This is a genomic window from Pseudomonas sp. UV AK001 (genome assembly GCF_046097675.1).
GTDB lineage: Bacteria > Pseudomonadota > Gammaproteobacteria > Pseudomonadales > Pseudomonadaceae > Aquipseudomonas > Aquipseudomonas kribbensis.
Window position 1 is genome coordinate 190,999 of the sequence record NZ_JBJUVZ010000007.1, and the last position, 26,465, is coordinate 217,463.

15 protein-coding genes and 1 pseudogene are annotated in these 26,465 nt (G+C 59.7%); 5 read left to right on the top strand and 11 right to left on the bottom strand.

The genetic code is table 11. The features are described 5' to 3' along the window. Positions 1-23 precede the first annotated feature (23 nt). Positions 24-2,486, bottom strand: a complete 2,463-nt coding sequence (locus ACKLNA_RS19870; protein WP_408986935.1) for an EAL domain-containing protein — start codon at positions 2,484-2,486, stop codon at positions 24-26. A 229-nt stretch (positions 2,487-2,715) separates the two neighbouring features. Here ACKLNA_RS19870 and ACKLNA_RS19875 point away from each other — a divergent pair, with 229 nt between their 5' ends. Next, on the top strand, positions 2,716-7,179 hold the full coding sequence (locus tag ACKLNA_RS19875; protein ID WP_408986841.1) for a hypothetical protein: 4,464 nt from the start codon (positions 2,716-2,718) through the stop codon (positions 7,177-7,179). 1 nt (position 7,180) lies between these two features. On the opposite strand, the gene ACKLNA_RS19880 is transcribed toward ACKLNA_RS19875, so the two are convergent. The 5 genes from ACKLNA_RS19880 to ACKLNA_RS19900 form a co-directional block, all read right to left on the bottom strand. Then, a complete protein-coding gene (locus ACKLNA_RS19880) occupies positions 7,181-8,998 on the bottom strand; it encodes an ABC transporter ATP-binding protein (RefSeq protein ID WP_408986842.1) in 1,818 nt (605 codons plus the stop codon). After that, the gene (locus tag ACKLNA_RS19885; protein ID WP_248740260.1) at positions 8,991-9,593 is read right to left on the bottom strand and encodes a DsbA family protein; all 603 of its coding nucleotides are present in this window, start codon (positions 9,591-9,593) and stop codon (positions 8,991-8,993) included. The genes ACKLNA_RS19880 and ACKLNA_RS19885 overlap by 8 nt, the downstream gene beginning before the upstream one ends. A gap of 35 nt (positions 9,594-9,628) precedes the next feature. Further along, the gene (locus tag ACKLNA_RS19890; protein WP_114884678.1) at positions 9,629-10,570 is read right to left on the bottom strand and encodes a rhodanese-related sulfurtransferase; all 942 of its coding nucleotides are present in this window, start codon (positions 10,568-10,570) and stop codon (positions 9,629-9,631) included. 117 nt (positions 10,571-10,687) lie between these two features. Beyond that, positions 10,688-10,987 (bottom strand): BolA family transcriptional regulator, encoded by a 300-nt coding sequence (locus ACKLNA_RS19895; protein ID WP_065257175.1) that lies wholly within the window; start codon positions 10,985-10,987, stop codon positions 10,688-10,690. A 12-nt stretch (positions 10,988-10,999) separates the two neighbouring features. Further along, complete coding sequence (locus ACKLNA_RS19900; protein WP_085710833.1) at positions 11,000-11,518, bottom strand: DUF2059 domain-containing protein; 519 nt, start codon at positions 11,516-11,518, stop codon at positions 11,000-11,002. Between the two features lie 193 nt (positions 11,519-11,711). Between ACKLNA_RS19900 and ACKLNA_RS19905 the strand changes: the two genes are divergently transcribed. Next, positions 11,712-13,106 (top strand): class II fumarate hydratase, encoded by a 1,395-nt coding sequence (locus ACKLNA_RS19905; RefSeq protein ID WP_085710834.1) that lies wholly within the window; start codon positions 11,712-11,714, stop codon positions 13,104-13,106. 123 nt (positions 13,107-13,229) lie between these two features. On the opposite strand, the gene ACKLNA_RS19910 is transcribed toward ACKLNA_RS19905, so the two are convergent. After that, the gene (locus ACKLNA_RS19910; protein ID WP_408986843.1) at positions 13,230-14,189 is read right to left on the bottom strand and encodes a DMT family transporter; all 960 of its coding nucleotides are present in this window, start codon (positions 14,187-14,189) and stop codon (positions 13,230-13,232) included. Between the two features lie 210 nt (positions 14,190-14,399). Here ACKLNA_RS19910 and ACKLNA_RS19915 point away from each other — a divergent pair, with 210 nt between their 5' ends. Continuing rightward, complete coding sequence (locus ACKLNA_RS19915) at positions 14,400-14,600, top strand: DUF6316 family protein (RefSeq protein ID WP_408986844.1); 201 nt, start codon at positions 14,400-14,402, stop codon at positions 14,598-14,600. On the opposite strand, the gene ACKLNA_RS19920 is transcribed toward ACKLNA_RS19915, so the two are convergent. Together ACKLNA_RS19920 and pap are read right to left on the bottom strand one after the other, a co-directional pair. Beyond that, entirely contained in the window at positions 14,597-15,781 is a 1,185-nt protein-coding gene (locus ACKLNA_RS19920) for a thiolase family protein (RefSeq protein WP_408986845.1), read from the bottom strand. The two genes, ACKLNA_RS19915 and ACKLNA_RS19920, sit on opposite strands and share 4 nt — an antisense overlap. A gap of 101 nt (positions 15,782-15,882) precedes the next feature. Further along, positions 15,883-17,397 (bottom strand): polyphosphate:AMP phosphotransferase, encoded by a 1,515-nt coding sequence (gene pap, locus ACKLNA_RS19925; RefSeq protein WP_085710838.1) that lies wholly within the window; start codon positions 17,395-17,397, stop codon positions 15,883-15,885. 173 nt (positions 17,398-17,570) lie between these two features. On the opposite strand from pap, the gene mnmC reads away from it, so the two are divergent. Then, complete coding sequence (gene mnmC, locus ACKLNA_RS19930) at positions 17,571-19,550, top strand: bifunctional tRNA (5-methylaminomethyl-2-thiouridine)(34)-methyltransferase MnmD/FAD-dependent 5-carboxymethylaminomethyl-2-thiouridine(34) oxidoreductase MnmC (protein ID WP_408986846.1); 1,980 nt, start codon at positions 17,571-17,573, stop codon at positions 19,548-19,550. Positions 19,551-19,570: 20 nt separating this feature from the next. On the opposite strand, the gene ACKLNA_RS19935 is transcribed toward mnmC, so the two are convergent. Together ACKLNA_RS19935 and ACKLNA_RS19940 are read right to left on the bottom strand one after the other, a co-directional pair. Then, complete coding sequence (locus ACKLNA_RS19935) at positions 19,571-20,482, bottom strand: NEL-type E3 ubiquitin ligase domain-containing protein (RefSeq protein ID WP_408986847.1); 912 nt, start codon at positions 20,480-20,482, stop codon at positions 19,571-19,573. A 401-nt stretch (positions 20,483-20,883) separates the two neighbouring features. Next, positions 20,884-24,396: pseudogene (locus ACKLNA_RS19940) on the bottom strand (dermonecrotic toxin domain-containing protein); the annotation flags it as partial. Positions 24,397-24,692: 296 nt separating this feature from the next. Between ACKLNA_RS19940 and ACKLNA_RS19945 the strand changes: the two are divergent. Continuing rightward, positions 24,693-26,465, top strand: a complete 1,773-nt coding sequence (locus tag ACKLNA_RS19945) for an N-acetylglutaminylglutamine amidotransferase (RefSeq protein ID WP_085710890.1) — start codon at positions 24,693-24,695, stop codon at positions 26,463-26,465.

A 26,465-nucleotide genomic window follows, 5' to 3' on the forward strand; every position in this document is an offset into this window, starting at 1 on the left:
ATTGTAAGGATCGGCAAGAGACTTCAACGGAACGTGCCAGGCGCCTTGAACAACAGCGGCTGCGGTCTGGCGGGCCGACTTTGCAAACTGTCGCAGGTAAACAACTGCGGGCGTTCGATGACATAACCCTGAGCGTAATCCACGCCGATTTCAAGCAATGCCTGCTCGATCTGGGCTGTTTCGACAAACTCCGCAATTGTCTGCTTACCCATGACATGCCCGATGTGGTTGATCACTTCGACCATAGCGCGGTTAATCGGGTCGTCCAGCATATCCTTTACGAAACTCCCGTCGATCTTCAGGAAGTCTACAGGTAAATGTTTCAAATAAGCGAATGAAGACATTCCGGCGCAAAAATCATCCAGCGAAAAGTAACAACCCAAGCCTTTGAGTTCATTAATAAATCGGATGGCGCTGCCAAGATTTGCAATGGCGCTGGTTTCTGTAATTTCAAAACAAATCATTTCAGGCGGAACAGAATAGTTATCAAACTGTTCCCGTAGAAAGTGCAAGAACGCGTCATCTCCGATAGTAATGCCTGAAAGATTAATCGCACACATTGCCAAAGGCTGTTCGCACTCTTCGTTAATACATTGAGCAATTACCTTAAATACATTCTGCACAACCCAGCGGTCCAGCGAAGTCATCAAACCGTAACGCTCGGCAGCCGGTATGAAGCTGTCCGGCAGAATCATCCGGCCCGCCTCGTCATGCAGGCGCAGCAGAATTTCAATGTGCCCACCCGCGCCACCGGCCACCGAACCCAACGGGGCGATTTCCTGGGCATAGAGACAGAAGCGGTTTTCCTCCAGGGCCATGTGCAGGCGCTGCACCCAGGCCATCTCGCCGAAACGCAGGGACAGCTCCGAATCGTCGGCATGGTAGACCTGCACCCGGTTGCGGCCCTTTTCCTTGGCCATGTAGCAGGCCATATCCGCCGCCCGCAGCGAGGTTTCAAGGGTCGTCGGGGTTTGCGCCACATGCACCAGACCAATGCTGACGGTGGTCAGGAACGGCCGCCCCTTCCAGACAAAATGCAGGTTCTGCACCGTCTGACGCAGCCCCTCGGCGATCTTCTCGGCTGCCTCCGGCGCGCAGTTCTCCAGCAGGATGCCGAACTCATCACCCCCCAGCCGCGCCAGCGTGTCGCCCTCGCGCAGGCCGGATTGCAGCAACGCACAGATATGCCGCAGCAACTCATCGCCCGCCGCATGCCCGCAGGTGTCGTTGACCAGTTTGAACTGATCGAGATCGAGGAACATCAGCGCGTGCCGCCCCGGTTGCCGGGTCAGATTGTGCAAAGCCTGTTCGAGGCGATATTCGAACTCGCGGCGGTTGGCCAGGCCGGTCAATGCATCATGGGTCGCCTGCCACGCCAGATTGGCGATGTATTGCCGCTCCTGGGTCATGTCATGCAGCACCAGCACCGTCCCGCTGACCTTGCCCGCATTGCGGATCGGAGCGCCGACCAAGGTCACTGAAACGGTGCTGCCATCCAGCCGCTGGATCAGTTTCGAGTGCTCGCTGCCACCGCTGAGCTGGCCACTCAGAATGTGTTCGATCAGGGTCAGCCCTTCGGTCTGGGCGTTGTCATCCAGCAAGTTGAACAACGCCGCCAGCGGCAGACCCGCTGCCTGCTCAGCCTTCCAGTGGGTCAAGGCTTCGGCGGCCGGGTTCATGTATTCGATGGCGCCGCTCACATCGGTGGTGATCACCCCGTCGCCAATCGATTGCAGGGTGATATGGGCCCGGTCCTTTTCCAGTTGCAGGGCCTCGGCAAAGGCATGCCGCTGTTTGAGCAGCTTGCGGGTGCGCAACAGCGCCAGGACGATCAGGCCCAGCGCCGTGGCAAGGTTGGTGAACAGCAGCAGGCGCAGGATTACCCTCGAGCCTTCGCCCAGGGCGTCGCTGAAGGCCTTGGCGGCGGGCGTCACGCCATCGTTGATCGCAAAAATCCGGTCCTTCCAGCGCCGGATATCGCCATCGGTGGCGGCATTGGCCGTGATCCGCCGGTGCATCTCCTGCGCCACGTCATCGAGCTCCACCAGATAGGCGTCACCCTGTGTCCAGCGGTCGATGGCGGTTTCCAGATAGCTGAAGTGGCGGAAGTTCAGGTACAGCCAGATCAGGCTGGAGACATCGTCCGGGTGGTTACCGCCCTTCAGGATGCCCTCGCGCGCCGCTTGCAGGTCGGGCGGTTGCCTGTCCAGAGCCAGACGCAACTGATGGCCGCCCTGTGGCACGGCAATCGCGTTCTGGTATTTGAGATAAATCGCCTCGTCACGGCTGTCGGCATACAGATTGAGGTAATAGATCGCGTCTTTCTGCCCCTTGGACCAGAGGCTCTCGCCTGCCACATAACCGCGAACGGCCGACAGGACGTAAAGACTCACGCCGCCCAGCAAGGCCTGAAACAACACAACGGCAATGAATGGCCAGACGATGCCCAGCAACCGAGGCGTTCCGAGAGTCCGCTTTTGTTTCATTGGATTCCTTGCATGAGCAGCGCCCACTCGTCGTCCGGACGAAATCGCTACAACGAGCCTAGGTGGGCTTGCGGTTATAGGCAAGTCTGAAACCTTGCACGACTTATCCCCCGCAATACCTATGTACCACTGCGCAATGGACTCGAAATGCTCTACTGCAAACAGGTTTCCTCCTTCCAACGGGAATGAATTCACAAGGACGCACTTAATTTCAGAAGGACAATCAACCATGCAGACGCCATTGACTTCCGTCAGTGAAATGTCGAGTGACACGCCCTCCTGCGCGACACGCCACAAGGCTTTGCAGGAGGAATACAGTCAGTTGCTGGAGCATTTGCGAGACTCCCCCGCAACTCCGACGGCACTGACCGATAGATTCATGAAAACGCGCCCGTTCTCGCCGCTGTACATGGATGAGAAGAAAAAGCCCCCCGCCGCCACAGATTTGCCCGATACGTCAGCGGGTTACTTCAGCCTCGCCCATTTGGCGGCGTATTACGGCCTGGCGCCCTGGGATAGAACCGACGAGGCCATGCACCAGTCCAGACTTGATACCCTGGATGAAAAACGGGCCCGGCACGCCCTGCAACTGGAAAGTGGCATCGATATCGACGAACTGGCCTGTGCTACCAGCAAGCCAGAGCGCAAGGCACTTATTGACAGGCCTCAATCTGCTTCTTTCGAAACTCTGCTTGCCAGTCTCACCGAATCGAAAATAAATGACGCCGTTCGCGAATTTCTTCCGGCGGCCGAAACGTCTCTGATCGGTCACCTTGTAAAAAGCATCCCCTCAGAGACGAACGTCGTGGATGTTCGACCGAAACCCACGGTGTATCTGGAGAAAATATTGCAATCGACCGACGCCAACCGACTGGCGCAGTCGCTATTGGAAAAACTCGGCTGGTATGGCCGCAACCCCGGAGAAGAAACCTCCCCGCTCGTACGCTTCAAGTTGCTGAGCAGGGCCATACGCTTGTGGGAACGACAAGACACCGGCGCAACAAGAGATATCGCCGGTTATCAATGGCACAAACGGTCCAATTATGGAAAAAGTTATCAAGCCATCTGGGGCGAGTTCGAAACTCATCTTCAGGAAAGCGGGCGAGCTTCATCTCCTGTCGAAGCAATCTTGTTGGCCGCCCTGTACCGGTTCGAGTTTCCCGGCGACTTTCACCGATTCGACGTACCTGACGATCTGGCCTACAAAAGCTCCCCGGTGTGGGTGAACTTCGTCCACGGACTCAATCTTGCCGAAGTCATCGAACCTTATCGGGTACCCCACATGACTTTCCAGCAACTGGTGGACTTTCCCCTCCGGGAGCTCGAAACCGCCACCGATCAGGAGCGGGAACTGATCGCCTGGTCCCGGATCCCCCCGACAATGGACTGGGCCATTGCCAACGGCATTGTGCAGGAGGACATTCACGCCTCTTACAGCGAAGCAACACAACAGCGCGCGGTGGAGGCGCTGGACCAACAATCCACCAAGTTGACAGACGCCATTCTACAGATGGGTATCGATCCGCCAAAAAGGCCGGATATGGCCGATCAGGAAATAAGGAAAATTTTCGGAAATCAGGAATTTACCACTGACGGTCGAAAACTGGTCAGATACCACGGACCCGCAAGTGGCGGCGGGTCCAGGCAAGTGCCTGACCTCAAACAAAAGCGAGAGTCCTTTCGCGATGTCTACATGTGGAAAAAACACGCCAATGAAAACTGGCTGATTACCCAAACCGATGGTGAAACGACCACCACCGCCACCTTCCGTCTGGACGCCGACGGTGCCATGCACACGACCGCCTCCTGGATTCCGCCTGACATCCGGGACAGGAAGCTGCCGGACGTCAACAAGCTGTTCGAAACCCAGTACCAGGCCTGGCTGACCGCCACCAAAGCCGCCTATAAAACCCTGCTGACGCATTTATTTTCCTGCCTGCCTCACGATGATCTTCAAGCCATTGAATATGGCGAGACGAAAATCTACACATTGAGAAACGCGACAAAGGGTCTGGAAGCGGATCAGGAAACCGCCTCGCTCACCATGCCTTTGCGGCTGCGTATGGGATTACTTCTGCGCTTGAGCAACAACGGTAAAACCTCCTGGTATGAATGTCTGCCCCGCGCCGGACTCCTTCGCAAACGCACCGATATCACCAACGACATGCTCAATGGACGGATCGCCACCGAAAAGTGGCGGGTACTCGGCACAGTGCGAGTACAGGTCCGACGCGGCCAGTCAGTACCCTTCGACTGGAGCGCTCATGAAAAAGGACATATGCCCAAAGAAGGCGCCACCTGCACAGCCATCATCGAGCAGTTGGGCAACACGTATAGGCCTGAGCCTGCGTCCGAATACCCTCCTCCTATTTCCTCGAATCGGGCAGGCGAGATAGCTGCGGATATTGCGAAATCATTTTTCTACTATGACGAAGACGCTCTATATGCCGAGTCCCGAGAACAGACCGACCTGGAACGTCTGGAAGAAAAGCGCCACACACTTCTCGATAAACTCGTCAAATTTGTACCTTTCTTCGGCAATCTCGACGATCTCGATTCGGACAACCCCAACAAAAGAATCGGCACCATATTCGGCCTGTATACCGACTCGCTCGCCTTTGTCCTCCCAATCGGGAAATTCGCTTCAGGCACGGCAAAACTTGCATCTACCGCAGTCAGCACGGGCTACAAGCAGGTGTTGCCGCAGTTCTCCCACCTGGTAAAAAAACTGGTGGTTTCATCTCTGCAGAACTTCAACCCTCTCGATGGCATGCCCACGCTGGCCAAAAAACTGGTACAGGGGCTGTTTGCCACGATACGGCTGACTCTGATTTCAGCGGTCAAACTCATCACGAGACTGGCAAGGAGAACCGGCACCTATGACTTCATCAAAGGCCTGCCCGTGGTTTCCGACCCTGGGCGCTATCGATTACTGGCGTCCACCGACGAATTGGCAATGACCCGCCGTATCGCCGACGTTCCGGTTCGCAAAGTCAGCAATACACCAGCGCGCGACTATCGACTGATCGATCCGATTGCCAACAAGCCCTACGGCCCGCCATTGATGGACAAGACTTACCGTATATCGCTGGGCCGCTCCGCTTTTTCGGCACTGGAAGCCACGGACCAGCAGGTGACCGTCAGAATTACCGAGAATGCGCAGGTGCGCGCGGTTCCGGAGATCGACGGACGTACCACTCTGTTTATCGACGATGTGCCCTACAGGCTGGACGGCGATTCGCTTAAACGTATCGACCTGATCGATGACAGTGCAACGTTCAAACGCACTGTCTGCCGAATCAAACGCGTGCTGGGAGACGGGGGGTGCATCGATGAATACATCACCGGCGGACCTCACCCCGACACCCCGGCGCCGGGTTCATTCGATGAAACCAAGGGCTACGCACCATGGTTCGGTGAAAGAATATGCGTTCCGGAGTCTCGCACGGGTCAAACCGGTACATTCTTTCTGCGAGATGGCGTGCCTTATCAAGTGATCGACGACAAGGTGCAAGCCTGGGAAGGCCGCTTGACCGACCTCGGCTTTCCGGCGGTCAAGCCCGTCCCGAAGCACGAGATTCACGCCACACTGCAGTTTGGCAAAGGTATCTATGGGCGAATCGAAGTACACGGAGCTTATAGAGGCAGCGACGAACTACACCGGGTCGGAGCCATTGTGGTTCCCAGTATCGACGGAAAACACCACCATATTTTCGCCTCCCCCAACAGAGGCGATTACTATCTCGCGACGGTGCCGTGGGCGGAAAAACTGGATCACCATCAGACCCTTTTCATGAAGCGGCTCAAGTCAGGTGAGACAACGACGGGGCTGGGAGAGGAGCTGTTACGCGTTTTTGAAGGCTCGTTGACCGCCAACAACATGGTGGCCGTGCATGGGATCGACAAGGTTCAGCAGGCAATGAAAACCATGGACACAATCGCCATACCTATTGGCATCACCGATACCCCGCCGGCCAACATGAAATTCGTAAAGGTAGATACCAGTCCGGGAGAGGCACTGATGTTCGACAACAGAGTGAGAATGTCGGTGAATAATCTGCCGGCAGGATCGAATGTCTGGTCACGCACCCGTGATATAACGGATGCGGCGAAACACAGGACGGCAGAAATTTTCGACACCCTGTTCAAAGAAAGGGGGTTCACTCAGGGAGCAAGCAGCGATTTAAGAATCAGCAGCGCAATGCAGAAACTTCATAGATCGCTACCTCAGTCATTACGCAAAAGCGGCAACCTGCGAAATATCGCGTACGCAGAAATCACAAAAATCGACGGAACACGGGAAGTCTATGTCAGCGTCTCAGGCGGGCTGGATGTGACCCGAAGGCTGCCACTGTTCAGTAGTCACCCCAACGTGGGTCGAGTACAGCATGGAGAGACAACCTACATCAACGCCGACTGGCAGGCGTCCCGGCCTAGCACCTCTCTGGCTCTCGACACTGATGACAGCTTGCTGGCCATTCCCAGAACCCCAATGACGCTTCCGTCACGACCTACGTCTCTGGATAGCGAAAGCAAACTGATCGCCACCATTCGCGGTGTTTATCCCGACAGGCAGTCGATCAAGTCCATCGACATCGCTACGACCATGCGCCCCTGCGAGTCCTGTGCTGTCGTGATGAAAGCGTTCGGGCATACCGGTGGAGATATTCCTCTGAATGTGAACTGGAGCTGACCTACATCCGCTGCAAATGCCCATAAAGCTTGGCGTACAACCCGCCATCGGCAATCAGTTGCTGATGGTCGCCATCCTCGGCAACCTGCCCGCCGTCGAACACCAGCACCCGGTCCGCCTGCTTCACCGCTGACAGGCGGTGGGCAATGATCAGCGTGGTGCGGCCATGGAGGAACCGCGCCATGGCCTGGTGCAGGTTGTACTCGGTGGCGGCGTCGAGGGCCGAGGTGGCTTCGTCGAGGATCACCACTTTCGGCTCGGCGAGGATCATCCGCGCAATCGCCAGCCGTTGCCGCTGGCCGCCGGACAGGCGCACGCCGGAGCGGCCGACGATGCTGTCCAGGCCGTCCGGCAAGGCGCGGATGGCGGGTTCGAGCTGGGCGATTTCAAGCGCCTGCCAACAGGCTTCGTCGCTACGGGTTCGACCCATGGTCAGGTTGGCGCGCACGGTGTCGTTGAACAGTGCCGGATGCTGCAGCACCACCGCGACGTTTTCCCGAACCGTTTCCAGACCGATTTCCTGCTGGGTCGAGCCGCCGAAACGGATGGTACCGGCCAAGGGCGTGTACAGGCCCAGCAGCAATTGCACCAGAGTGCTTTTGCCACCGCCGCTGGCGCCGACAATCGCCACTTTTTCGCCCGGTGCGATGGACAGGTTCATCTGGTCCAGCACCAGTTCGTCGCCGTAACCGAAGCTCAGCCCCTGCACCTGAATCCCGACCGTATCGCGGCCCTTGAACGGATCGACGCCGCCGGGGTATTGCGGCTCGTCGGCGCGGGCCAGCAGTTCATTGATCCGCGACAGCGCACCGCCCGCAGCGTAATAGGCGTATTGCAGGTTCAGCAGTTGTTCGACCGGACCGATCATGAACCACAGGTAGCTGAACACCGCGAGCATCTGGCCAATCGACAAGTCTGAGAACAACACCGTCAACATGGCCGCCGCACGGAAAATGTCGATGCCGAACTGGAACAGCAGGCCACTGGCGCGGTTGGACGCATCGGTTTTCCACTGCGAGTTGACCGCATAGTTGCGCACTTCCTGGGCCCGCAGCCCCAGCCGTCCGAGAAAGTAGCCCTGACGGTTGCCGGCGCGCACTTCCTGTATCGAGTCGAGGGTTTCGCTCAAGGCCTGGGTGAAGCGCGAGGTGCTGTCGTTCTCCAGTTTCTTCAGGTGCTTGATCCGTTTGCCCAACTGCACCGTGGCGTAGATCACCAGCGGGTTGAACAGCAGGATCAGCAGCGCCAGTTTCCAGTGCATCCACATCAGAATGCTGGCGGTGCCGACCAGGGTCAGCATCGCCACCAGAAAACGGCTGAGGGTTTCGCCGACAAACTTGTCGAGGGTGTCGAGGTCGGTGACCAAGTGCGTGGTGACCGTGCCGCTGCCCAGGCTTTCGTATTCGCCGAGGGAAATACGCTTGAGTCTTTCGATCAGGCGCACACGAATGCGATAAACGATGTCCTTGGCCAGTCGCGCAAAAAGACGGGCCTGCAGCACGCCAAAACACAGGGCGCTGCAACGCAGGGTCAACGTCACCACCAGCATCAGGCCGATGTAGCCCGCCGCTTGCTGCCACATCGAGGGCAGCACATGGTTCATGGCTTTCAGCGCGGCATCGCCGTGGCCGAGCAGGACTTCGTCCACCAGCAACGGCAGCAGCAACGGGATCGGCACACTGCACAGCGTCGCCAGTACGGCCACGCCGTTGGCGATCCACAGGGATTTCTTGTGATGAAGTGCCAGTCGCCGGACTTCAGCCCAGCTCAGCCGGTCGACACGCTTGACGGCTGGCGTGTCATCGGCCGGGTCAGACACAGGCCGCGCGCTCCAGCCATCGACCGAGCAACGGTGACAGTTCACTGAGCGGCTGATAGCCGTTGGTCAGCAACGCCAGTTGGCCATTGCGCTCGGCGAGCAGGGTCGGGAATCCGGCGATGCCAAGATCCTGAACCCAGTTGAAATCGGCCAATGTGGCTTCGTGCTGGTCAGCACGATCAAACAGGGCAGCAAATTCGATGCGGGGGACGCCGGCCTTCTCCGCCAGCTCCACCAGAACGCTGGCCTGAGTGACATCGCGACCTTCAGCGTAAAACGCGTGCTGGATCAATCCGACCAGTTTCCAAGCGCAATCCGGCGCCAGGCTGCGCGCCGTGACGATGGCGCGACAGGCAGGCTCGGTGTCGTAGACAAAACCGTCCGGCAACGCACCTTCGAACTTGAACGGCTGGCCGGTGGCCTCGGTGACCGCCTGCCAGTGTTCGAGAATGTAGCGTCGGGTGGTCGGCTCCAGCGCCGCGCCACTGCCGGTGCGCAATCCGCCGACCACCAGGTGCAGTTCCACCCCGGCAGCCTGCGCCTGCTCCACCAATGCCTTGGCGACCGGGGCAAATCCCCAGCACCAGGAACACATCGGATCCATCACATAGAGCAGGCGTGCAGACATGATTAAGCCTCGGAGGATGCTTGCTTATAGTTGTAGCCGATCGGGTGCGGCATGTTGCGCGCTTTTGCCAGTTCGATCTGCTTCTGGCGGTCGATGGCGCTGCGGCGGGTCTTCTCGCTCAGCGTGTTCCAGCAATGCGGGCAGCTGATGCCGGCCACGTAATGCTCGGAGGCGCGGTCCTCGACGCTGACCGGTGTACGGCAGGCATGACACTGATCGTAGTCGCCTTCGCTCAGGTCATGGCGCACGGTCACGCGGTTGTCGAAGACGAAGCAGTCGCCCTGCCATTTGGTCTCTTCCTGCGGCACCTCTTCGAGGTACTTCAGGATGCCGCCCTTGAGGTGGTAAACCTCTTCGAAGCCTTCGCCCAGCATGTAGCTCGACGCCTTCTCGCAGCGGATGCCACCGGTGCAGAACATCGCGACCTTCTTGTGCACGGCCGGGTCGAAGTGTTCTTTGATGTAGTCGGGGAATTCGCGAAAACTGGTGGTTTTCGGATCGATGGCGCCTTCGAAGGTGCCGATCGACACTTCGTAATCATTGCGGGTGTCGATCAGCAGCACTTCCGGATCGCTGATCAGCGCGTTCCAGTCCTGCGGCTCGACGTAGGTGCCGACCTTCTTGTTCGGGTCGACGCCTTCGACGCCCAGGGTCACGATTTCTTTCTTGAGCTTGACCTTGGTGCGGTAGAACGGCTGCTCGTCGCAGTACGATTCCTTGTGGTCGATATCGACCATGCGCGGATCGTTGCGCAGCCAGGCCAGCAGGCCGTCGATGCCTTCGCGGCTGCCGGAAACCGTGCCGTTGATGCCTTCTTCGGCAATCAGCAGGGTGCCTTTGATGCCGTTGTCGACCATCGCTTGCAGCAGGGGCTCGCGCAGGTTGACGTAATCTTCGAGGGTGACGAACTTGTACAGTGCCGCCACGACAATCGGTTGTGTCATGGGTGTTTCTCCAGGTGGCTACCCTCGTAAAGGGTGAACCGGATGCGAAAAAAAACGCGCCGGGTGAGCGGCGCGTTGCGGATTCTAGCAAAAAACCTCAGTTCATTGCTGCAAGGCTCAATGCTTGCTGCCGCCGGCACAGGTCGGCGACGCCGGAGCGGCGCCCACCTCTGCCCATTCCTGCGGGGTGTAGGTGTGCAGCGCCAACGCATGGAACTCGCCCATCAGCTCGCCGAGCGTGCCGTAGACTTTCTGGTGGCGCTTGACCCGGTTCAGCCCTTCGAACTGCGCACTGACCACCACGGCCTTGAAGTGGGTCTGCAACCCGCGACTGTGCATGTGGCTTTCGTCCAGCACCTGCAGATGCTCAGGCTGAAGCAGCGCCAGCGTCGATTCGATGCGTTGTTGCATGGTCATCACGAACTCCGCTTACTTCTTCTTGGCCGGAGCCGCGCCTTTCGGTGCCAGCTCGTTGGTCATGTCGTCCAGCAGCTTGTTGACCACAGGAACGGCAGGTTCCAGTTTGGCCTGGGTCATCTGGGCCGATTGCTGGGTCAGCTGCGGCATTTTTTCCAGGACTTTCTTGCCCAGTGGCGACTGGTAGAACGCGACCAGGTCTTTGAGCTCCTGTTCGCTGAAGTTGCTGGTGTAGAGCTTGACCATGTCCGGCTTCAGCTTGTTCCAGCCGATGGCCTGGTCCAGGGCGGCGTTGGCCTTGGCCTGGTAGGTATCCAGTACGGCTTTCTTGGATTCCGGAGCCTTGGTCTGTTCAAAACGCTGGGCGAACATCTGCTGCACTTGCATGTACACCGGAGTGCCCAGCTTGTCAGCGTGCGCCAGGGTCAGGAAAGCTTCGGCACTGGCGTTGTGGCTGGCGGTATCGGCAAGCACCTGGCCGCTGGCGCAAACCAGGGCAACCGCGGTGCAGATGGCACGAAGACGAGTCATCGAGTTTCCTTTTCAGCTAGGCGAGGTAAAACCCCAAGGGCGACCATTCTGCGCCTGAATAACGCTGCGGCTCAACCCCCGGGCCTTGCCGCGCTTGATTGGCGGGAATTTGCCGGTCAACAATCGACTGGAGGGAACCACCCGGGCCGACACCGGCCTAAACTGCGCAAACAGACCAACAGGAGTGTGCACGATGAGCCGTATCGAAACCGACAGCCTGGGCCAGATCGAGGTCCCGGACGACGCTTACTGGGGCGCTCAGACGCAACGCTCGCTGATCAACTTCGCCATCGGTCAGGAACGCATGCCATTGCCGGTCCTGCATGCCCTGGCCCTGATCAAGAAAGCCGCGGCCCGGGTCAACGACCGCAACGGCGACCTGCCCGCCGACATTGCCCGCCTGATCGAACAGGCCGCCGACGAAGTGCTCGACGGCCAGCACGACGACCAGTTCCCGCTGGTGGTCTGGCAGACCGGCAGCGGCACCCAGAGCAACATGAACGCCAACGAAGTGATTGCCGGCCGCGCCAACGAATTGGCTGGCAACCCGCGCGGCGGCAAGACGCCGGTGCACCCGAACGATCACGTCAACCGCTCGCAGAGCTCCAACGACTGCTTCCCCACCGCCATGAGCATCGCCACCGCGCAAGCGGTGCAGACCCAACTGCTGCCGGCCATTGCCGAACTGTCGGGTGGTCTGGCCGAGCTGTCGGCACGACACATGAAACTGGTGAAGACCGGTCGCACCCACATGATGGACGCCACACCGATCACCTTCGGCCAGGAACTCTCCGGTTTCATAGCGCAGCTGGATTACGCCGAGCGGGCGATTCGCGCCGCATTGCCAGCGGTGTGCGAACTGGCCCAGGGCGGCACCGCCGTCGGCACCGGACTCAACTCGCCCCACGGTTTCGGTGAAGCGATTGCGGCTGAACTGGCCGCGCTTTCGGGTCTGCCGTTTGTCACCGCGCCGAACAAGTTCGCCGCCCTCGCTGGCCATGAACCACTGACCACCCTGTCCGGCGCCCTGAAAACCCTCGCCGTGGCGCTGATGAAAATCGCCAACGATCTGCGCCTGCTGGGCTCCGGCCCCCGCGCAGGTTTTGCCGAAGTGAAGTTGCCGGCCAACGAGCCGGGCAGTTCGATCATGCCCGGCAAGGTCAACCCGACCCAGTGCGAAGCGCTGTCGATGCTGGCCTGCCAGGTGCTGGGCAACGACGTGGCAATCGGTTTCGCCGCCAGTCAGGGTCACTTGCAGTTGAACGTATTCAAACCGGTGATCATCCACAACCTGCTGCAATCGATCCGCCTGCTGGCCGATGGCTGCAGCAACTTCCAGCAGCATTGCATCGCCGGGCTTGAGCCGGATGCCGAAGTCATGGCGAAACATCTGGAGCGCGGTCTGATGCTGGTGACGGCACTGAACCCGCACATCGGCTACGACAAGTCGGCGGAAATCGCCAAGAAGGCCTACAGCGAAGGCAAGACCCTGCGCGAAGCGGCGCTGGAACTGGGTTATCTGACCGATGAAGAGTTCGATGCCTGGGTGCGCCCGGAGAACATGATCGAGGCCGGCGCCAAGGGCTAGATTTTGCAGCGCCTGGAAATCCGTCTTCGCGAGCAAGCTCGCTCCCACAGTTGACCGCATTTCCCAGTCAGGAATGCGGTTGAATGTGGGAGCGAGCTTGCTCGCGAATGAGGTTGGCGCGGCTTAACTGGCGGCCATCTTCATCCGTCGGGCCTTGAGCCCGGCAATCAGCGAAGGCCCCAGTGCCACCAGCGCCGAACCCAGCACCACCAGCACCGCCCCGCCATAACCCAGACCGTTGATCTGCTCGGCATGCACGTAGTCCGGCCAGATCCATGCGGCAATCGCCACGGCTCCGAAGGTCACCAGCGGCGTAATCGCCAACGTTGCGCTGACCCGCGAGGCCTCCCAGTGCGCCAGCGCCTCGGCAAACGCGCCATAGGCGATCAGGGTATTCATGCAGCACGCCAGCAGCAGCCAGCCCTGCAACGGGCTCAACTCCAGCGCTTCCAGCGGATGGACCCACGGCGTCAGCAACAAGGCGCAGAACAGGTAGATCACCATCATCACCTGCAGCGAATTCCACACCGTCAGCAGTTGCTTCTGGCCCAGCGCATAGAAGGTCCAGACGGTCGAGGCCAACAGCACCAGCAACACGCCGGCGGTGTAATCGGATAAAGACGTGAGCAATTCCGCCAGACGCTGATTGAAAAACAGCGCGAAGCCAATCAACAGCACCGCCAGCCCCATGCCCTGACCAATGCTGAAGCGCTCCTTGAACACGAACAGACTGGCGATCAGCAACATGATCGGCCCCATCTGCACCACCAGTTGCGCGGTGCCGGGGCTGAGCAGGTTCAGGCCCATCAGGTACAACACGTAGTTGCCCACCAGCCCGAGCACCGCCATCAGCACCAGCCAGCCGCCCTTCGGCCCGAGCACCTTGCGACTCGGCAAACGCTTTGTGGCCGCCAGATAAATGAACAGGCAGCCGCCGGACACCGTCAGGCGAAACCAGGTCACCGTGATCGGGTCCATCACCTGCAGCACCTGTTTGAGCTTGATCGGCAGGATTCCCCACAAGAACGCGGTCAACAAGGCCAGGAACATGCCGTACACCCAGCGACCCGATGAAACGTGCATGAGAACCCCGAAAGCCAATGACAGGAGCGCTCATTCTAGGCGCAGCGGCAAGCGCGACACAGGGACAGTTGCGCTCAAGCCGCAAATGAAACTGTGCAGGTCGCAGCATTAAATTGACGTGCTGCCGTTGATCGGCTGGCGAGGCGCTGCAAGTGGTTCAGGCATAAGCTCTTTGGATCCCATTCAGCGCAGCGCTCAAGGAGATCGATCATGTTCGGAATGCGCGCCCAGGACACCGCCCCCGCCACGCACTTTCGCAGCGACCGGGTGTGTCGGGTCAATGGCGAACTGTTTTTCAGCACCCGGGAGAACACCCTCGAAGGGCCGTTCGACAGCCCCGAGAAAGCCGAGCAGGAAATCCGCGCGTACATCGCGCGGATGCAATTGCAGGATTCCAACAGCCGGATTTAGCGCACGGCCTCAAACAACCCGGTCGCGCCCATCCCGCCGCCCACGCACATGGTCACGATGCCGTAGCGCAGATTGCGTCGCTGCAACTCGCGCACCAGATGCCCGACCTGCCGCGATCCGGTCATGCCGAACGGGTGACCGATGGAAATCGAGCCACCGTTGACGTTGTACTTTTCGTTGTCGATTTCCAGACGATCACGGGCGTACAGGCACTGCGAGGCGAACGCTTCGTTCAATTCCCACAGGTCGATGTCCGCGACCTGCAAACCTTTGGCCTTGAGCAGCTTCGGCACCGAGAACACCGGGCCGATGCCCATCTCGTCCGGCTCACAACCGGCGACGGTGAAACCACGGAAAAACGCCTTTGGCTTGAGCCCCAGTTGCAGGGCTTTATCCAGGCTCATCACCAGCGTCATCGAGGCGCCGTCGGACAACTGCGACGAGTTGCCGGCAGTCACCGAACCATCCTCGGCAAACACCGGTTTCAGTCCGGCAAGGCTTTCATAGGTGGTGTCCGGGCGGTTGCAGTCGTCGCGATCGACGATGCCGTCGAATATCTGCACTTCTCCGCTGTTCTTGTCCTCGACCCGGTATTTCACCGCCATCGGTACGATTTCATCATTGAACAAACCGGCTGCCTGCGCCTGAGCGGTGCGGATCTGACTTTGCAGCGAGTAACGATCCTGCGCCTCGCGACTGACGCCATAACGACGCGCCACCACTTCAGCGGTCTGCCCCATGGTGTAGTAGATGCCCGGGGTCTGCTGCTTGAGCAACGGGTTGATCAGGTGATCGGTGTTGACGCTTTTCAGGGTCAGGCTGATCGACTCGACACCGCCGGCGACGATGATGTCGCTGCAACCCGAAGCGATCTGGTTCGCGGCAATCGCAATCGCCTGCAAGCCCGAAGAGCAGAAACGGTTGAGGGTCATGCCCGCCGTGCCAGTGCCCAGTTGCGAAAGCACCGCCACGTTGCGGCCGATGTTGTAGCCCTGGGCGCCTTCGTTGGAGCCGGCACCGACGATGCAGTCCTCGACGCTGGCCGGATCGACGTCGTTGCGCGACAGCAACGCGTTCACGCAATGGGCCGCCATGTCATCGGGGCGGGTCTGGTTGAACTTGCCGCGAAAGGACTTGGCCAGGCCGGTCCGCACGCTGTCGACGATCACCACTTCACGCATGGCATACCTCATTGTTGTAGTCGGTTGAGAGTGGACCGAGCATAAGTCCACCCCATCGCCAACCGCGACAATCATTCACCTCGCGTATGCGTGCCCATCGGTCAGTCCTTGTGCTTTTTTTCCTTCTTGTCGGATTTCTCGAAGGCTTCTTCCAGCGCGCGATTGATCGTGCGCAGCACCTTGACCCGGGCCCAGCGCTTGTCATTGGCTTCAACCAGTGTCCACGGCGAGATTTCGGTGCTGGTGCGGTCGACCATGTCCCCCACCGCCGCACGGTAGGCGTCCCACTTGTCACGGTTGCGCCAGTCGTCCTCGGTGATTTTGAAGCGCTTGAACGGGATTTCCTCGCGGGCCTGGAAACGCTCCATTTGCGTGTCCTTGTCGATGGCCAGCCAGAACTTGACCACGATCACTCCGGCGTCGGCGAGTTGCTCTTCGAAGTCGTTGATTTCACCGTAGGCACGCATCCAGTCGGCCGTGCTGCAAAAGCCTTCGATCCGCTCCACCAGCACCCGGCCGTACCAGGAGCGGTCGAACACGGTGAACTTGCCCCGGGCCGGAATGTGCCGCCAGAAACGCCACAGATACGGTTGCGCCCGCTCCTCTTCGGTCGGCGCGGCAATCGGCACGATGTTGTACTGACGCGGATCGAGCGCAGCCGCAACCCGCCGGATCGCCCCGCCCTTGCCCGCCGCATCGTTGCCTTCGAACACCGCCACCAGAGCATGACGGCGCATGCGCTTGTCACGCATCAGCCCGGACAGGCGCGCCTGCTCGGTGATCAGTTGTTCTTCGTAATCCTTCTTGTCCAGGTTCTGGTTCAGGTTCAGGCTGTCGAGCAGATTCAACTGATCCACCGATGTGCCCAGCGGCTGGGCACTGACAGCGTTCGAATGTACATCCGGACGTTTCAGCGCATTTTGCAGGCCTTCGAGCAGAATCTTGCCGACCGTCAGGCTACGGTAATGCGCGTCCACCCCTTCGATGACATGCCAGGGTGCGTAGTCGCGGCTGGTGCGGCGCAACACGCGCTCGCCGTATTTGACGAACTTGTCGTAGGTTTCCGACTGCTGCCAGTCCAGCGGGCTGATCCGCCAGCTGTGCAGCGGGTCGTCGGCCAACGCCTTGAGGCGCGCCTTCATCTGTTTCTTGGACAGGTGGAACCAGAACTTGAAGATCAGCGCGCCTTCATCGCACAGCATTTTCTCCAGCCGCTCGGCACCGGCGATAGCCTGATCCAGTCGCGGGTCCTTGAACAAACCGTGCACCCGGCCCTGCAGCATCTGGCTGTACCAGTTACCAAAGAAAATCCCCATCCGCCCCTTGGCCGGCAACATCCGCCAGTAACGCCAGGCCGGTGGTCGCGCCAGTTCTTCATCGGTCTGCTGGTCGAAGGTACGCACTTCGATCAGGCGCGGGTCCATCCATTCGTTGAGCAGTTTCACCGTCTCGCCCTTGCCGGCGCCTTCGATGCCGTTGATCAAAATGATCACCGGGAAACGCTTTTGCTGCTGCAACTCGAACTGGACTTCCAGCAGTGCTTCACGCAGCGCGGGTACGGCGGCGTCGTAGGTTTCTTTGTCGATGGCGTGACCGATTTCAGCGGATTCGAACATAGGGACGGCTCCTTCCAGGATTCAGCAAGACTAGCGGATTGGGCACAGACGCGGCACAGAAATTCCCGCCGGGGGCGGATTGTCCTTGAGTCATCCGTAGCAAGGCTTGCCATGGATCAAGCGCTGCCCGCGTGATCGGCTAGAATGGCCGCCTTGCCGTTGCCGAGCCTGCCATGAAACCTGTAATGCCCCACGCCCAACTCGACTGGGATGACCAGGGACGCCCGCGTTCGCGAGTGTTCGACGATGTGTATTTTTCCGACCAGTCGGGGCTGGATGAAACCCGCTACGTGTTCCTTGAACAGAACCGTCTGGCTGAACGCTTCGCCGCGTTGCCGGCGGGCGGGCGACTGGTGATCGGTGAAACCGGCTTCGGCACCGGGCTGAATTTTCTCTGCGCCTGGCAGTTGTTCGAACAGCATGCGGTGGCCAGTGCGCGGCTGCATTTCGTCAGCGTGGAAAAGTACCCGCTGAGCCCTGCGGACCTGCAACGGGCGCTGGCGTTGTGGCCGGATCTCAAGCCGCTGTCCGATCAACTGCTCAAGCATTACGTGGCAATCCATCAGGGCTTCCAGCGCATTGTGCTGGGTAACGGTCGCGTGACCCTGACGCTGTTGATCGGCGATGCGCTGGAGCAGTTGCCGCAACTGGACGGCCAGATCGATGCGTGGTTTCTCGACGGTTTCGCCCCGGCGAAAAACCCCGAGATGTGGACCGCCGAACTGTTTGCCGAGCTGGCGCGTCTGGCGGCGCCCGGTTCGACCATCAGCACGTTCACCAGCACCGGCTGGGTGCGACGTCTGCTCAACGCCGCCGGGTTCAAGATGAAGCGCACGCCGGGCATCGGTCACAAATGGGAAATCCTGCGGGGCGAGTTTCTCGGCTGGCCGGAGGATGTGCCGTTACCCGCAGCGGACAAACCGTGGTTCGCCCGCCCGGCGCCTGTCACGGGAGAGCGTCGTGCCCTGGTGATCGGTGCCGGTCTTGCCGGTTGCGCCACGGCCGCCAGCCTCGCGGCGCGGGGTTGGCAGGTCAGTCTGCTGGAGCGTCATGCAGGGGTGGCACAGGAAGCCTCGGGCAATCCCCAAGGCGTGCTGTATCTGAAACTGTCTGCCCACGGCACGGCACTGTCGCAGTTGATCGTCAGCGGTTTCGGCTACACCCGTCGCCTGCTGGAAACCCTGCAGCGCGGCACCGACTGGGATGACTGCGGCGTGCTGCAACTGGCGTTCAATGAAAAGGAACGCGAGCGTCAGGCGCAACTGGCGGCGGCGTTTCCCGAAGATCTTCTGCAGTGGCTCGATCAACCCGAGGCGCAGGCCCGTGCCGGGATCAGTCTGGCCCACGGCGGTTTGTATTATCCCGAAGGTGGCTGGGTGCATCCGCCAGCGTTGTGTCAGGCGCAATCGGCGCAGCCGGGCATCACGCTGCTGACTCATCAGGACGCTATCGAGCTGCGCAAGGTCGACAGCCAGTGGCAAGCTTTCGACGGTGACCGAATGATCGCAACAGCGCCAGTCGTGGTGCTGGCCGGCGCCGCCGAGATCAAACGGTTTGCACAGAGCGCCGAACTGCCGCTCAAACGCATTCGCGGACAGATCACCCGTCTGGCACAGACCGAAGACAGCCAGACACTGGCAACGGTGGTCTGCGCTGAGGGTTATGTGGCTCCCGCACGCCTGGGTGAACACACCCTGGGTGCCAGCTTCGACTTCAACAACGACGACCTGACCCCGACCATCGCCGAGCACCTGGGCAATCTGGCGATGCTCGAAGAAATCTCCGAGGACCTGGTCTTGCGCCTGCACATCAAGGATCAGGATCCCGAACACCTTGAAGGACGTGCCGCATTCCGCTGCACCAGCCCCGACTACCTGCCGATCGTCGGCCCGCTCGCCGACCGGGTAGCCTTCGATCAAACCTACGCAGTCCTGGGCAAGGATGCCCGGCAAGTGCCGGACATCGCCTGCCCGTGGCTGGACGGCCTGTACGTCAACAGCGGCCACGGTTCACGCGGGTTGATCACCGCACCATTGTCGGGCGAGTTGCTGGCAGCCTGGCTGGACAACGAACCCCTGCCCCTGCCCCGCAGCGTGGCCGAAGCGTGCCATCCCAACCGGTTTGCCCTGCGTCGGCTGATTCGGGGTAAATGAAGCGTGCCCACTGACCGCAATCAATCTGCGGGCACGACGCAGGCCCCCCTCTCGATCCCCCCGACAACCTGTGCGGTCAGCCGTTGCAGCAAGGCGGACTCGGCCTTCTTCATACGGTCGGCACAATGGTCCATTTCGTTCAGGTAATCGGCAGAATCGAGTTCGTCTGCTCGCTCGAACAGCCCCTGGATTTCTTCGTGATACGGCGCAAGGGTGGCATCGAACTGGGACGCAAAACTGTTTTTCAGGTAGTCGTTCCAGAAGGATTGGCGAACCAGAAACTCCAGCCATTGAGGGGATAGCTCAGCGGTCTGGATTTGATTGATAGCCGCGACCAGATCCTCTCCCGATACGCCGGCCAACTCGGAGTAACGCATGTGTGACGGCTGCCCCGGCAGGTCGAACGCCCGTGCCAGACCGGTTCGATAGGCCAGCGCCACTTCCAGCGGATCGGAGGAGGCGTGTTCCAGAGCGTGTTCTGCGGCAATCCGGTCGATCTGTTCGAGGCGGAACAACCCCCGAGCAAGCTTCATCAGATGCACCGGTGAAGGCTTTTGGCCGGCGGAGACACGCAATGCTTTGTGCACATGCACGGCGACCTCCAGGTGGCTGAAGTTCAACGCTGCATTGTCCGTGCAATTGATCGGATTGGCGGCCAGATCAAAAATCTGCTCGCGCAGCTCGGCATCGGCCCGGGTGGCTTCCAGGACTGTCCAGACCCGACGAGACATGTCCTCGCGCACATATTCGGAGTCGGCGGTATTGCCCAGTTCCGCCAGCAAGTGAAACAGGCCCTCGGCCATTGGATCGTCCTTGATGGCCGTCCATGTCTGCAGACGGCTGGCACCCAGGGTGCCGCCCGTTTCGGTGAGCCAGATCGAGCGCGCCTGATGTTCATCGAGCCGTGCAATATCGTCCTCGAGGTAGCCCATGCCGACACCCGTCGATTTGCGGTAATCGGCCAGATGGGTCGCACTGGTTTCGGATATCGGGTTGTTGCGCAGATTGATCGCCTCGCTGAAGCGCCTCGGGGTTTCAAAGAGCCACGCAGGCAAATCACGGATGTCGTTGTCACGCAGATCCACACGTTCCAGATTCGGCAACCGCTCCAGCCCTTGGGCAACTCCGTGGTACGGGTGTTGCGCAGATTGAGGTCGGACAAATCGAACATTTCACCGGCATCGAGGGTTGCCCCCAACGGGTTTTCACTCAGGTCCAGGCTGCGCAGGAAACGCATCCGTGACAACTTCACCAGGTCGTGCTCGGTCAACTGGATACGGTTCTGCGAAAGCCCCAGACGCCTGAGATTGGGCATGCGCGAAATCATTTCCGGTAACCGGGTGAGCCTGTTACGCCCCAGTTCAAGGGTTTCGACATTCTTGAAAGACCTGAGGAAATAGGCGACGTCGTCGTCCAGATACATGTTCTGTAGCGACAGATGCCTGACATGGTCAAAGGTCAACCCGATCGGCAGGAACGGCAGCTTTCCAAATCGCATGCCGTCGAGCTTCAAGCCATACACCGGACGATAGGATTCGTCGCGCAGGAAAATCAGCCGGCGAAAGCTGTCTTCGATTTCGAACGACACAAATCTGCGGCACTCGTATATTTCGTTCAGATCGCCACCCAGCGCTTTCATGGCCGCTTCATCATCGATCCAGACATCGAGCTCACTGCGCAGCTTGCTCAGATGACGGCGCAACTCCCTGACTCGCAGGGCACGGGTGAGGTGATCACTGCCAGCCTGGTCGAGGAATTCACTGGCCTGAGCATCGGTAAACAACGGGTAGAGTTCTTTCACCTTGCGCAGCAAGCTCCGCGAATGACTCGATGCCGGCGGGTCCGCAAGCGTGCACACCGGTTCGGAGAACATCGGTTCAAAGGGCTCGCCTGCCAGTATCCGGGCACATCCTTCACGCTCATCCAGTGCAACGTTCAACAGTTGCCCTCGCAATCGCCTGCCCTCATCCGGCGTGGATGGCACAAATCCGATGTCCTTGGCCTGACGGGGTGAAAGGCCCTTGAGGATGGCCTGATAAAGACTGTCCGTGCCGGATGTCCTGCCGAGGGCTTTATTCTGGCTGTCGAACACCTCGTAGCCATTCCCGAGCCGGACCAGCGTGAGTGAGTTGCCAGGTGTGGACGATTGTTTGCCGAGGGTTTGCAGCAGACTTCCGTTGAGCGACGTGGCCCGCAACTCAAGGTAAAGCTGCTGATCCCAGCCACTGAGTTGCGGCAGTAGCCCGATAGCCAGCTTCTCTGTATCGACGGTGGCGATATCAGCCAGGTAGAACCCGGTCAGCGCCCGGTCCAGACGAATGTTGCCCGAAGCTTCGTTCAAGCGCTGGGCAATACCCATGGGCACGCGGCCACTGGTACGTAGCTGCAAGCGCTCGACACTCGAAGACCGGCGGATCAGGTCCCGTGCAGAGCGTGCCGGTATCTCTGGGCATACACTTCTTGCCTTGAGCACTTCACCGTCGAGGGACTGATCGTATAGCCGGTAAAGATGATCAAACGTTGACCGGCGATCAGCCTTGACCGCCGCCCCCAGCACTTTCGCCAGCGCCCTGCCTTGATCGGCAGGTGCCAAGTCGGCCCCCACCAACGCCTCCACTTCGTGGGAGTTCAAACCGTCGAGAACGGTCTGCAGCAGTTCGCCTGCGGCCAACTGATCCTTGCTCACAATGACGCTCGAGGTGTCATCGTCAATCGAGCCCGCAGGGAAGGTTTCGATCAGCCGTCCGTTTGCATCCACAACTTTGATGTAGCGATCGGCGGGCCAGTTCGCCAGTCCGGGCAAAGCGTGCAACTGCTCCTCGGCATGACGCGAATCGCTCGCCTCGCCCCGCTCCATCGCAGCCACGAACTCACGCAACCTGCGTTCCAGCCTGAACCGCTCAAGGGTGTCTCGCAGTCGGGCAGGAATCGGCAGGCCCTCATCGCTCAGACGCTGCAGTTCATCGAATCGGGTATCGGTCAGTCGGCGGCTCATTTCCAGACGACTGTCGTCGTACCCGGCCAGTTGTGGATCGATACGCTTGAGGGTGTAGGCCCCGGTCCAGTGTTCGCTGGTCTCCCAGACATGACGCCAGCCCCCGTGCCGACCGTGCTTGAGTGGCGGCGCATAGGCATCCGGGCGAAGTGGATGCTGGACGCGCCAGCTTCTGGACACCGGATCCAGTACCACTTCGTAAAAATCCTGATCCATGCGCACAAGACATTTGCCGTCCGCCCGGTATAAACCGGCCTCATCGGCTTCGGCAACCGCCCCCGCCGGTAAAGGTTGCCTATAGGCATTCAACTGCGGCTTCCACAGTCGCGCCTGTCCCTTGCGGTCAAGAATGGCGGTGAAGGTCTCGAAGAACTCCGGGTGTTTCTGGAGGGTTTTGATTGCCAAAGACTTCAAGCCCTTGATGCCGGCTCCAACGGTGGCCATCAGGACGATATTCTCGGCCACGCCAAGCAGGTGTGAAAACGCCTCCTGACGATCGCCCCGACTCCAGTCCTCGATGCCCTCGTAGACCTCTGCGAGCATTTGCCCGATGGCCACCCCCATCATCAGTTGTCCCAATACCGGTACGACGAACCCCGCCACGTTGGCGACGGTCATTCCGATCTCCAGGTAATGGAGCAAACGTTTCTTGCGCGCCTCTTCATCGACATCGGCGGTCGGCACAGCGAGCGCACGGGCATCGAGCTGCAGTTTGCCGACATGGCTCTTGAGCATGAAATCGAACAATGAGCCTGTCACCTCCAGGTATCTGGCGTGCCCCAGACTTCCGGTCTCTGCAAACTTGCTGAAGAAATCGATCCTGTCGACCTCGCCGATACAGTGCGTGAAGTAGCTTTTGAAACTCCCTGTTCTCAGTTTGAATTCCAGATAGGCCATGAATCCGCTGAAGCTTGGATATTCGTACAACGGCTGACCCGGTTCGCCGGGCATGTACACCAGACACTTCTGATCAGGGTCCAGCTCCACCGAACGTTCGGAGAACACCACGACACCCCAGATGCAGCTGTCTAGCAGTTCAATGCCCTGCATGATCAGTGGCCTGCCCTGATATTGAAGGCTTTGGGCGCTGGCAACACCTGCGGCATCGATCAAACGCTGTACTGTCTGAAAGCCTTCCGGGGAAACGTGTTCCTTGAGCAGCGCCAGATGCAGATCCAGCTTCAGCATCTGCTTTTTCATCAGGGTGATATTGCGAACCATGGAGCCGCTGGCCTCTCGTTGACCATTGACCTCCCTCACCCCGAAAACCTCCTGGAAATGCAGTTGGTACTGCTGCCCCAGATCCAGTTCCCGACAGAGCCCGGCAAACACTGCCGGCGTCAGCCCCGGGACGCCATCAGGCCTGCTGGCGATCCGCAGCAGGCTGCCCTCGGGGAAATACTCCGCTTGCGTCTCGTCTTTGGTGAAGTTCTGCATTGCTGCTTCCAGCAGCGTCGGAGTGGCTGGCGGAACCACCGGCGCGCCGCCTCCGGGCGGGGTCACAGGCTCGCAGCCACAATAGCTTCCGGGCAATTCCAGATAGTCTTTTTCGACGTCGAACGTCACTGACCAACGGGCTGTCAGGGCACTGGTCAGGCGCTCGATGCAGAAAGTCTTCAACGATTGCAGACGGCTCATGTCTGTCTCGACTTGCGTCTGGGCCGAATGCAGGTCGCGCGCAGTCTTGTCGAGGGTCGCCAACGTGTCGGCGCTGGCGTTGAGCAGTGCGGGGTGCAGGGTTTTCTGCAAGGTCTGGGCGATGTCCAGATCGCCCGTGACCTCCAGCAGAAAGCTCAGTTTCTGTTTATCCGTGAGTGTGATCGATGTGGACGACTCCGGTGTCGTGGGCATGGGCAATATTCCTTTATTGCTGTTGAGTCCCTTCACCTTATCGATCCCGGCGATGAATAAAAAACACGGAAAACTGCCCGTTCAATCCAGCAAACCAGCAGCAATCCGTATGTTTTGAATACTTATCTACTACCTCTGACTTCCTGCGGGATGCTAATGGCCCACCGGTCAGACCGACGCCCTTATAACCGATCGTTCTAAAACTCCCACATCCGCACCGGGTCAGTTTCTGGGTACCGGCCATTTCGGCGCGGTTCAGCGACACCCTCCCCAACGGAAAAACCGGTAAGGACTTTATGTGCGGATTAGCTGGCGAGTTACGTTTTGATCAACAACCTGCAGACCTTGCAGCCATCGAGCGAATCACCCATCACCTGGCGCCTCGCGGCCCTGATGCGTGGGGCTTCCATGCCCAGGGACCGATTGCCCTAGGGCATCGACGCCTGAAAATCATGGACCTTTCGGACGGCTCGGCGCAGCCGATGATCGACAGTCAACTGGGCCTGTCCCTGGCCTTCAACGGCGCGATCTACAACTTCCCGGAACTGCGCGCCGAACTCGAAGCGCTCGGTTATGCGTTCTACTCCGGCGGCGACACCGAAGTGCTGCTCAAGGGTTATCACGCCTGGGGCGAGGCGCTTTTGCCAAAACTCAACGGCATGTTTGCCTTCGCCATCTGGGAGCGCGATGCCCAGCGCCTGTTCATCGCCCGCGACCGTCTCGGTGTGAAGCCGTTGTACCTGTCGCGCACCGGCCAGCGCCTGCGTTTTGCCTCGGCCCTGCCGGCATTGCTAAAGGGCGGCGACATCAACCCGATCCTCGATCCGGTGGCGCTCAACCATTACCTGAATTTCCACGCCGTGGTGCCGGCACCGCGCACCTTACTGGCGGGGATCGAAAAGCTGCCACCGGCAAGCTGGATGCGCATTGAAGCGGACGGCACCACCGAGCAGAAAACCTGGTGGACGTTGCCTTACGGCCCACACGACGACGAAAAAAATCTGACCCTGGAAGACTGGCGCGACCGCGTGCTCGACAGCACCCGCGAAGCCGTGGCGATCCGCCAACGGGCGGCAGTGGATGTCGGTGTGCTGCTTTCCGGCGGTGTCGATTCAAGCATGCTGGTGGGCCTGCTGCGTGAAGTCGGCGTGGAGAACCTGTCGACCTTTTCCATCGGTTTCCAGGATGCCGGCGGTGAACGCGGTGACGAGTTCCAGTACTCCGACCTGATCGCCAAACACTACGGCACCCGGCACCATCAACTGCGCATCGACGAAAAAGAGATCATCGAGCAACTGCCTGCCGCATTCCGCGCCATGAGCGAGCCGATGGTCAGTCACGACTGCATCGCCTTCTACCTGCTGTCCCGGGAAGTGGCCAAGCACTGCAAGGTGGTCCAGAGCGGCCAGGGTGCCGACGAATTGTTCGCCGGTTATCACTGGTATCCACAAGTCGATGGCGCGGCCGATCCATACGCGGCGTATCGCGAAGCGTTTTTCGACCGCAGCTACGACGATTACGCTGCCACGGTGCAACCGAAATGGCTGACGGCCAATGACGCTGCCGGCGACTTCGTGAAGGAACATTTCGCACAACCCGGCGCCGATGCGGCGGTCGACAAGGCCCTGCGTCTGGACAGCACGGTGATGCTGGTGGACGACCCGGTCAAACGCGTCGACAACATGACCATGGCCTGGGGGCTGGAGGCGCGCACGCCGTTTCTCGACTATCGCCTGGTGGAATTGTCGGCCCGTGTTCCCGGCAAATTCAAACTCCCCGACGGTGGCAAGCAGGTGTTGAAAGAAGCCGCGCGATTGGTCATCCCGAGCGAAGTGATTGATCGCAAGAAAGGTTACTTCCCGGTACCCGGCCTCAAGCATCTGCAAGGCGACACCCTGAACTGGGTGCGCGAACTGCTGCTGGATCCGAGCCAGGATCGCGGCCTGTTCAATCCCGCCATGCTCGACAAATTGCTGACCGACCCACAAGGCCAGTTGACCCCGCTGCGCGGCTCCAAGCTGTGGCAATTGGCGGCTCTGAACCTGTGGCTCAGCGAACAAGGAATCTGA

Excerpts from the sequence above, each read along its gene's own strand:
- ACKLNA_RS19870 (WP_408986935.1), bottom strand. The coding sequence starts at position 2,486 with ATGAAACAAAAGCGGACTCTCGGAACGCCTCGGTTGCTGGGCATCGTC.
- ACKLNA_RS19875 (WP_408986841.1), top strand. The coding sequence starts at position 2,716 with ATGCAGACGCCATTGACTTCCGTCAGTGAAATGTCGAGTGACACGCCC.
- ACKLNA_RS19885 (WP_248740260.1), bottom strand. The coding sequence starts at position 9,593 with ATGTGTTCCTGGTGCTGGGGATTTGCCCCGGTCGCCAAGGCATTGGTG.
- ACKLNA_RS19890 (WP_114884678.1), bottom strand. The coding sequence starts at position 10,570 with ATGACACAACCGATTGTCGTGGCGGCACTGTACAAGTTCGTCACCCTC.
- ACKLNA_RS19895 (WP_065257175.1), bottom strand. The coding sequence starts at position 10,987 with ATGACCATGCAACAACGCATCGAATCGACGCTGGCGCTGCTTCAGCCT.
- ACKLNA_RS19900 (WP_085710833.1), bottom strand. The coding sequence starts at position 11,518 with ATGACTCGTCTTCGTGCCATCTGCACCGCGGTTGCCCTGGTTTGCGCC.
- ACKLNA_RS19905 (WP_085710834.1), top strand. The coding sequence starts at position 11,712 with ATGAGCCGTATCGAAACCGACAGCCTGGGCCAGATCGAGGTCCCGGAC.
- ACKLNA_RS19910 (WP_408986843.1), bottom strand. The coding sequence starts at position 14,189 with ATGCACGTTTCATCGGGTCGCTGGGTGTACGGCATGTTCCTGGCCTTG.
- ACKLNA_RS19915 (WP_408986844.1), top strand. The coding sequence starts at position 14,400 with ATGTTCGGAATGCGCGCCCAGGACACCGCCCCCGCCACGCACTTTCGC.
- ACKLNA_RS19920 (WP_408986845.1), bottom strand. The coding sequence starts at position 15,781 with ATGCGTGAAGTGGTGATCGTCGACAGCGTGCGGACCGGCCTGGCCAAG.
- pap (WP_085710838.1), bottom strand. The coding sequence starts at position 17,397 with ATGTTCGAATCCGCTGAAATCGGTCACGCCATCGACAAAGAAACCTAC.
- mnmC (WP_408986846.1), top strand. The coding sequence starts at position 17,571 with ATGAAACCTGTAATGCCCCACGCCCAACTCGACTGGGATGACCAGGGA.
- ACKLNA_RS19935 (WP_408986847.1), bottom strand. The coding sequence starts at position 20,482 with ATGGGCTACCTCGAGGACGATATTGCACGGCTCGATGAACATCAGGCG.
- ACKLNA_RS19945 (WP_085710890.1), top strand. The coding sequence starts at position 24,693 with ATGTGCGGATTAGCTGGCGAGTTACGTTTTGATCAACAACCTGCAGAC.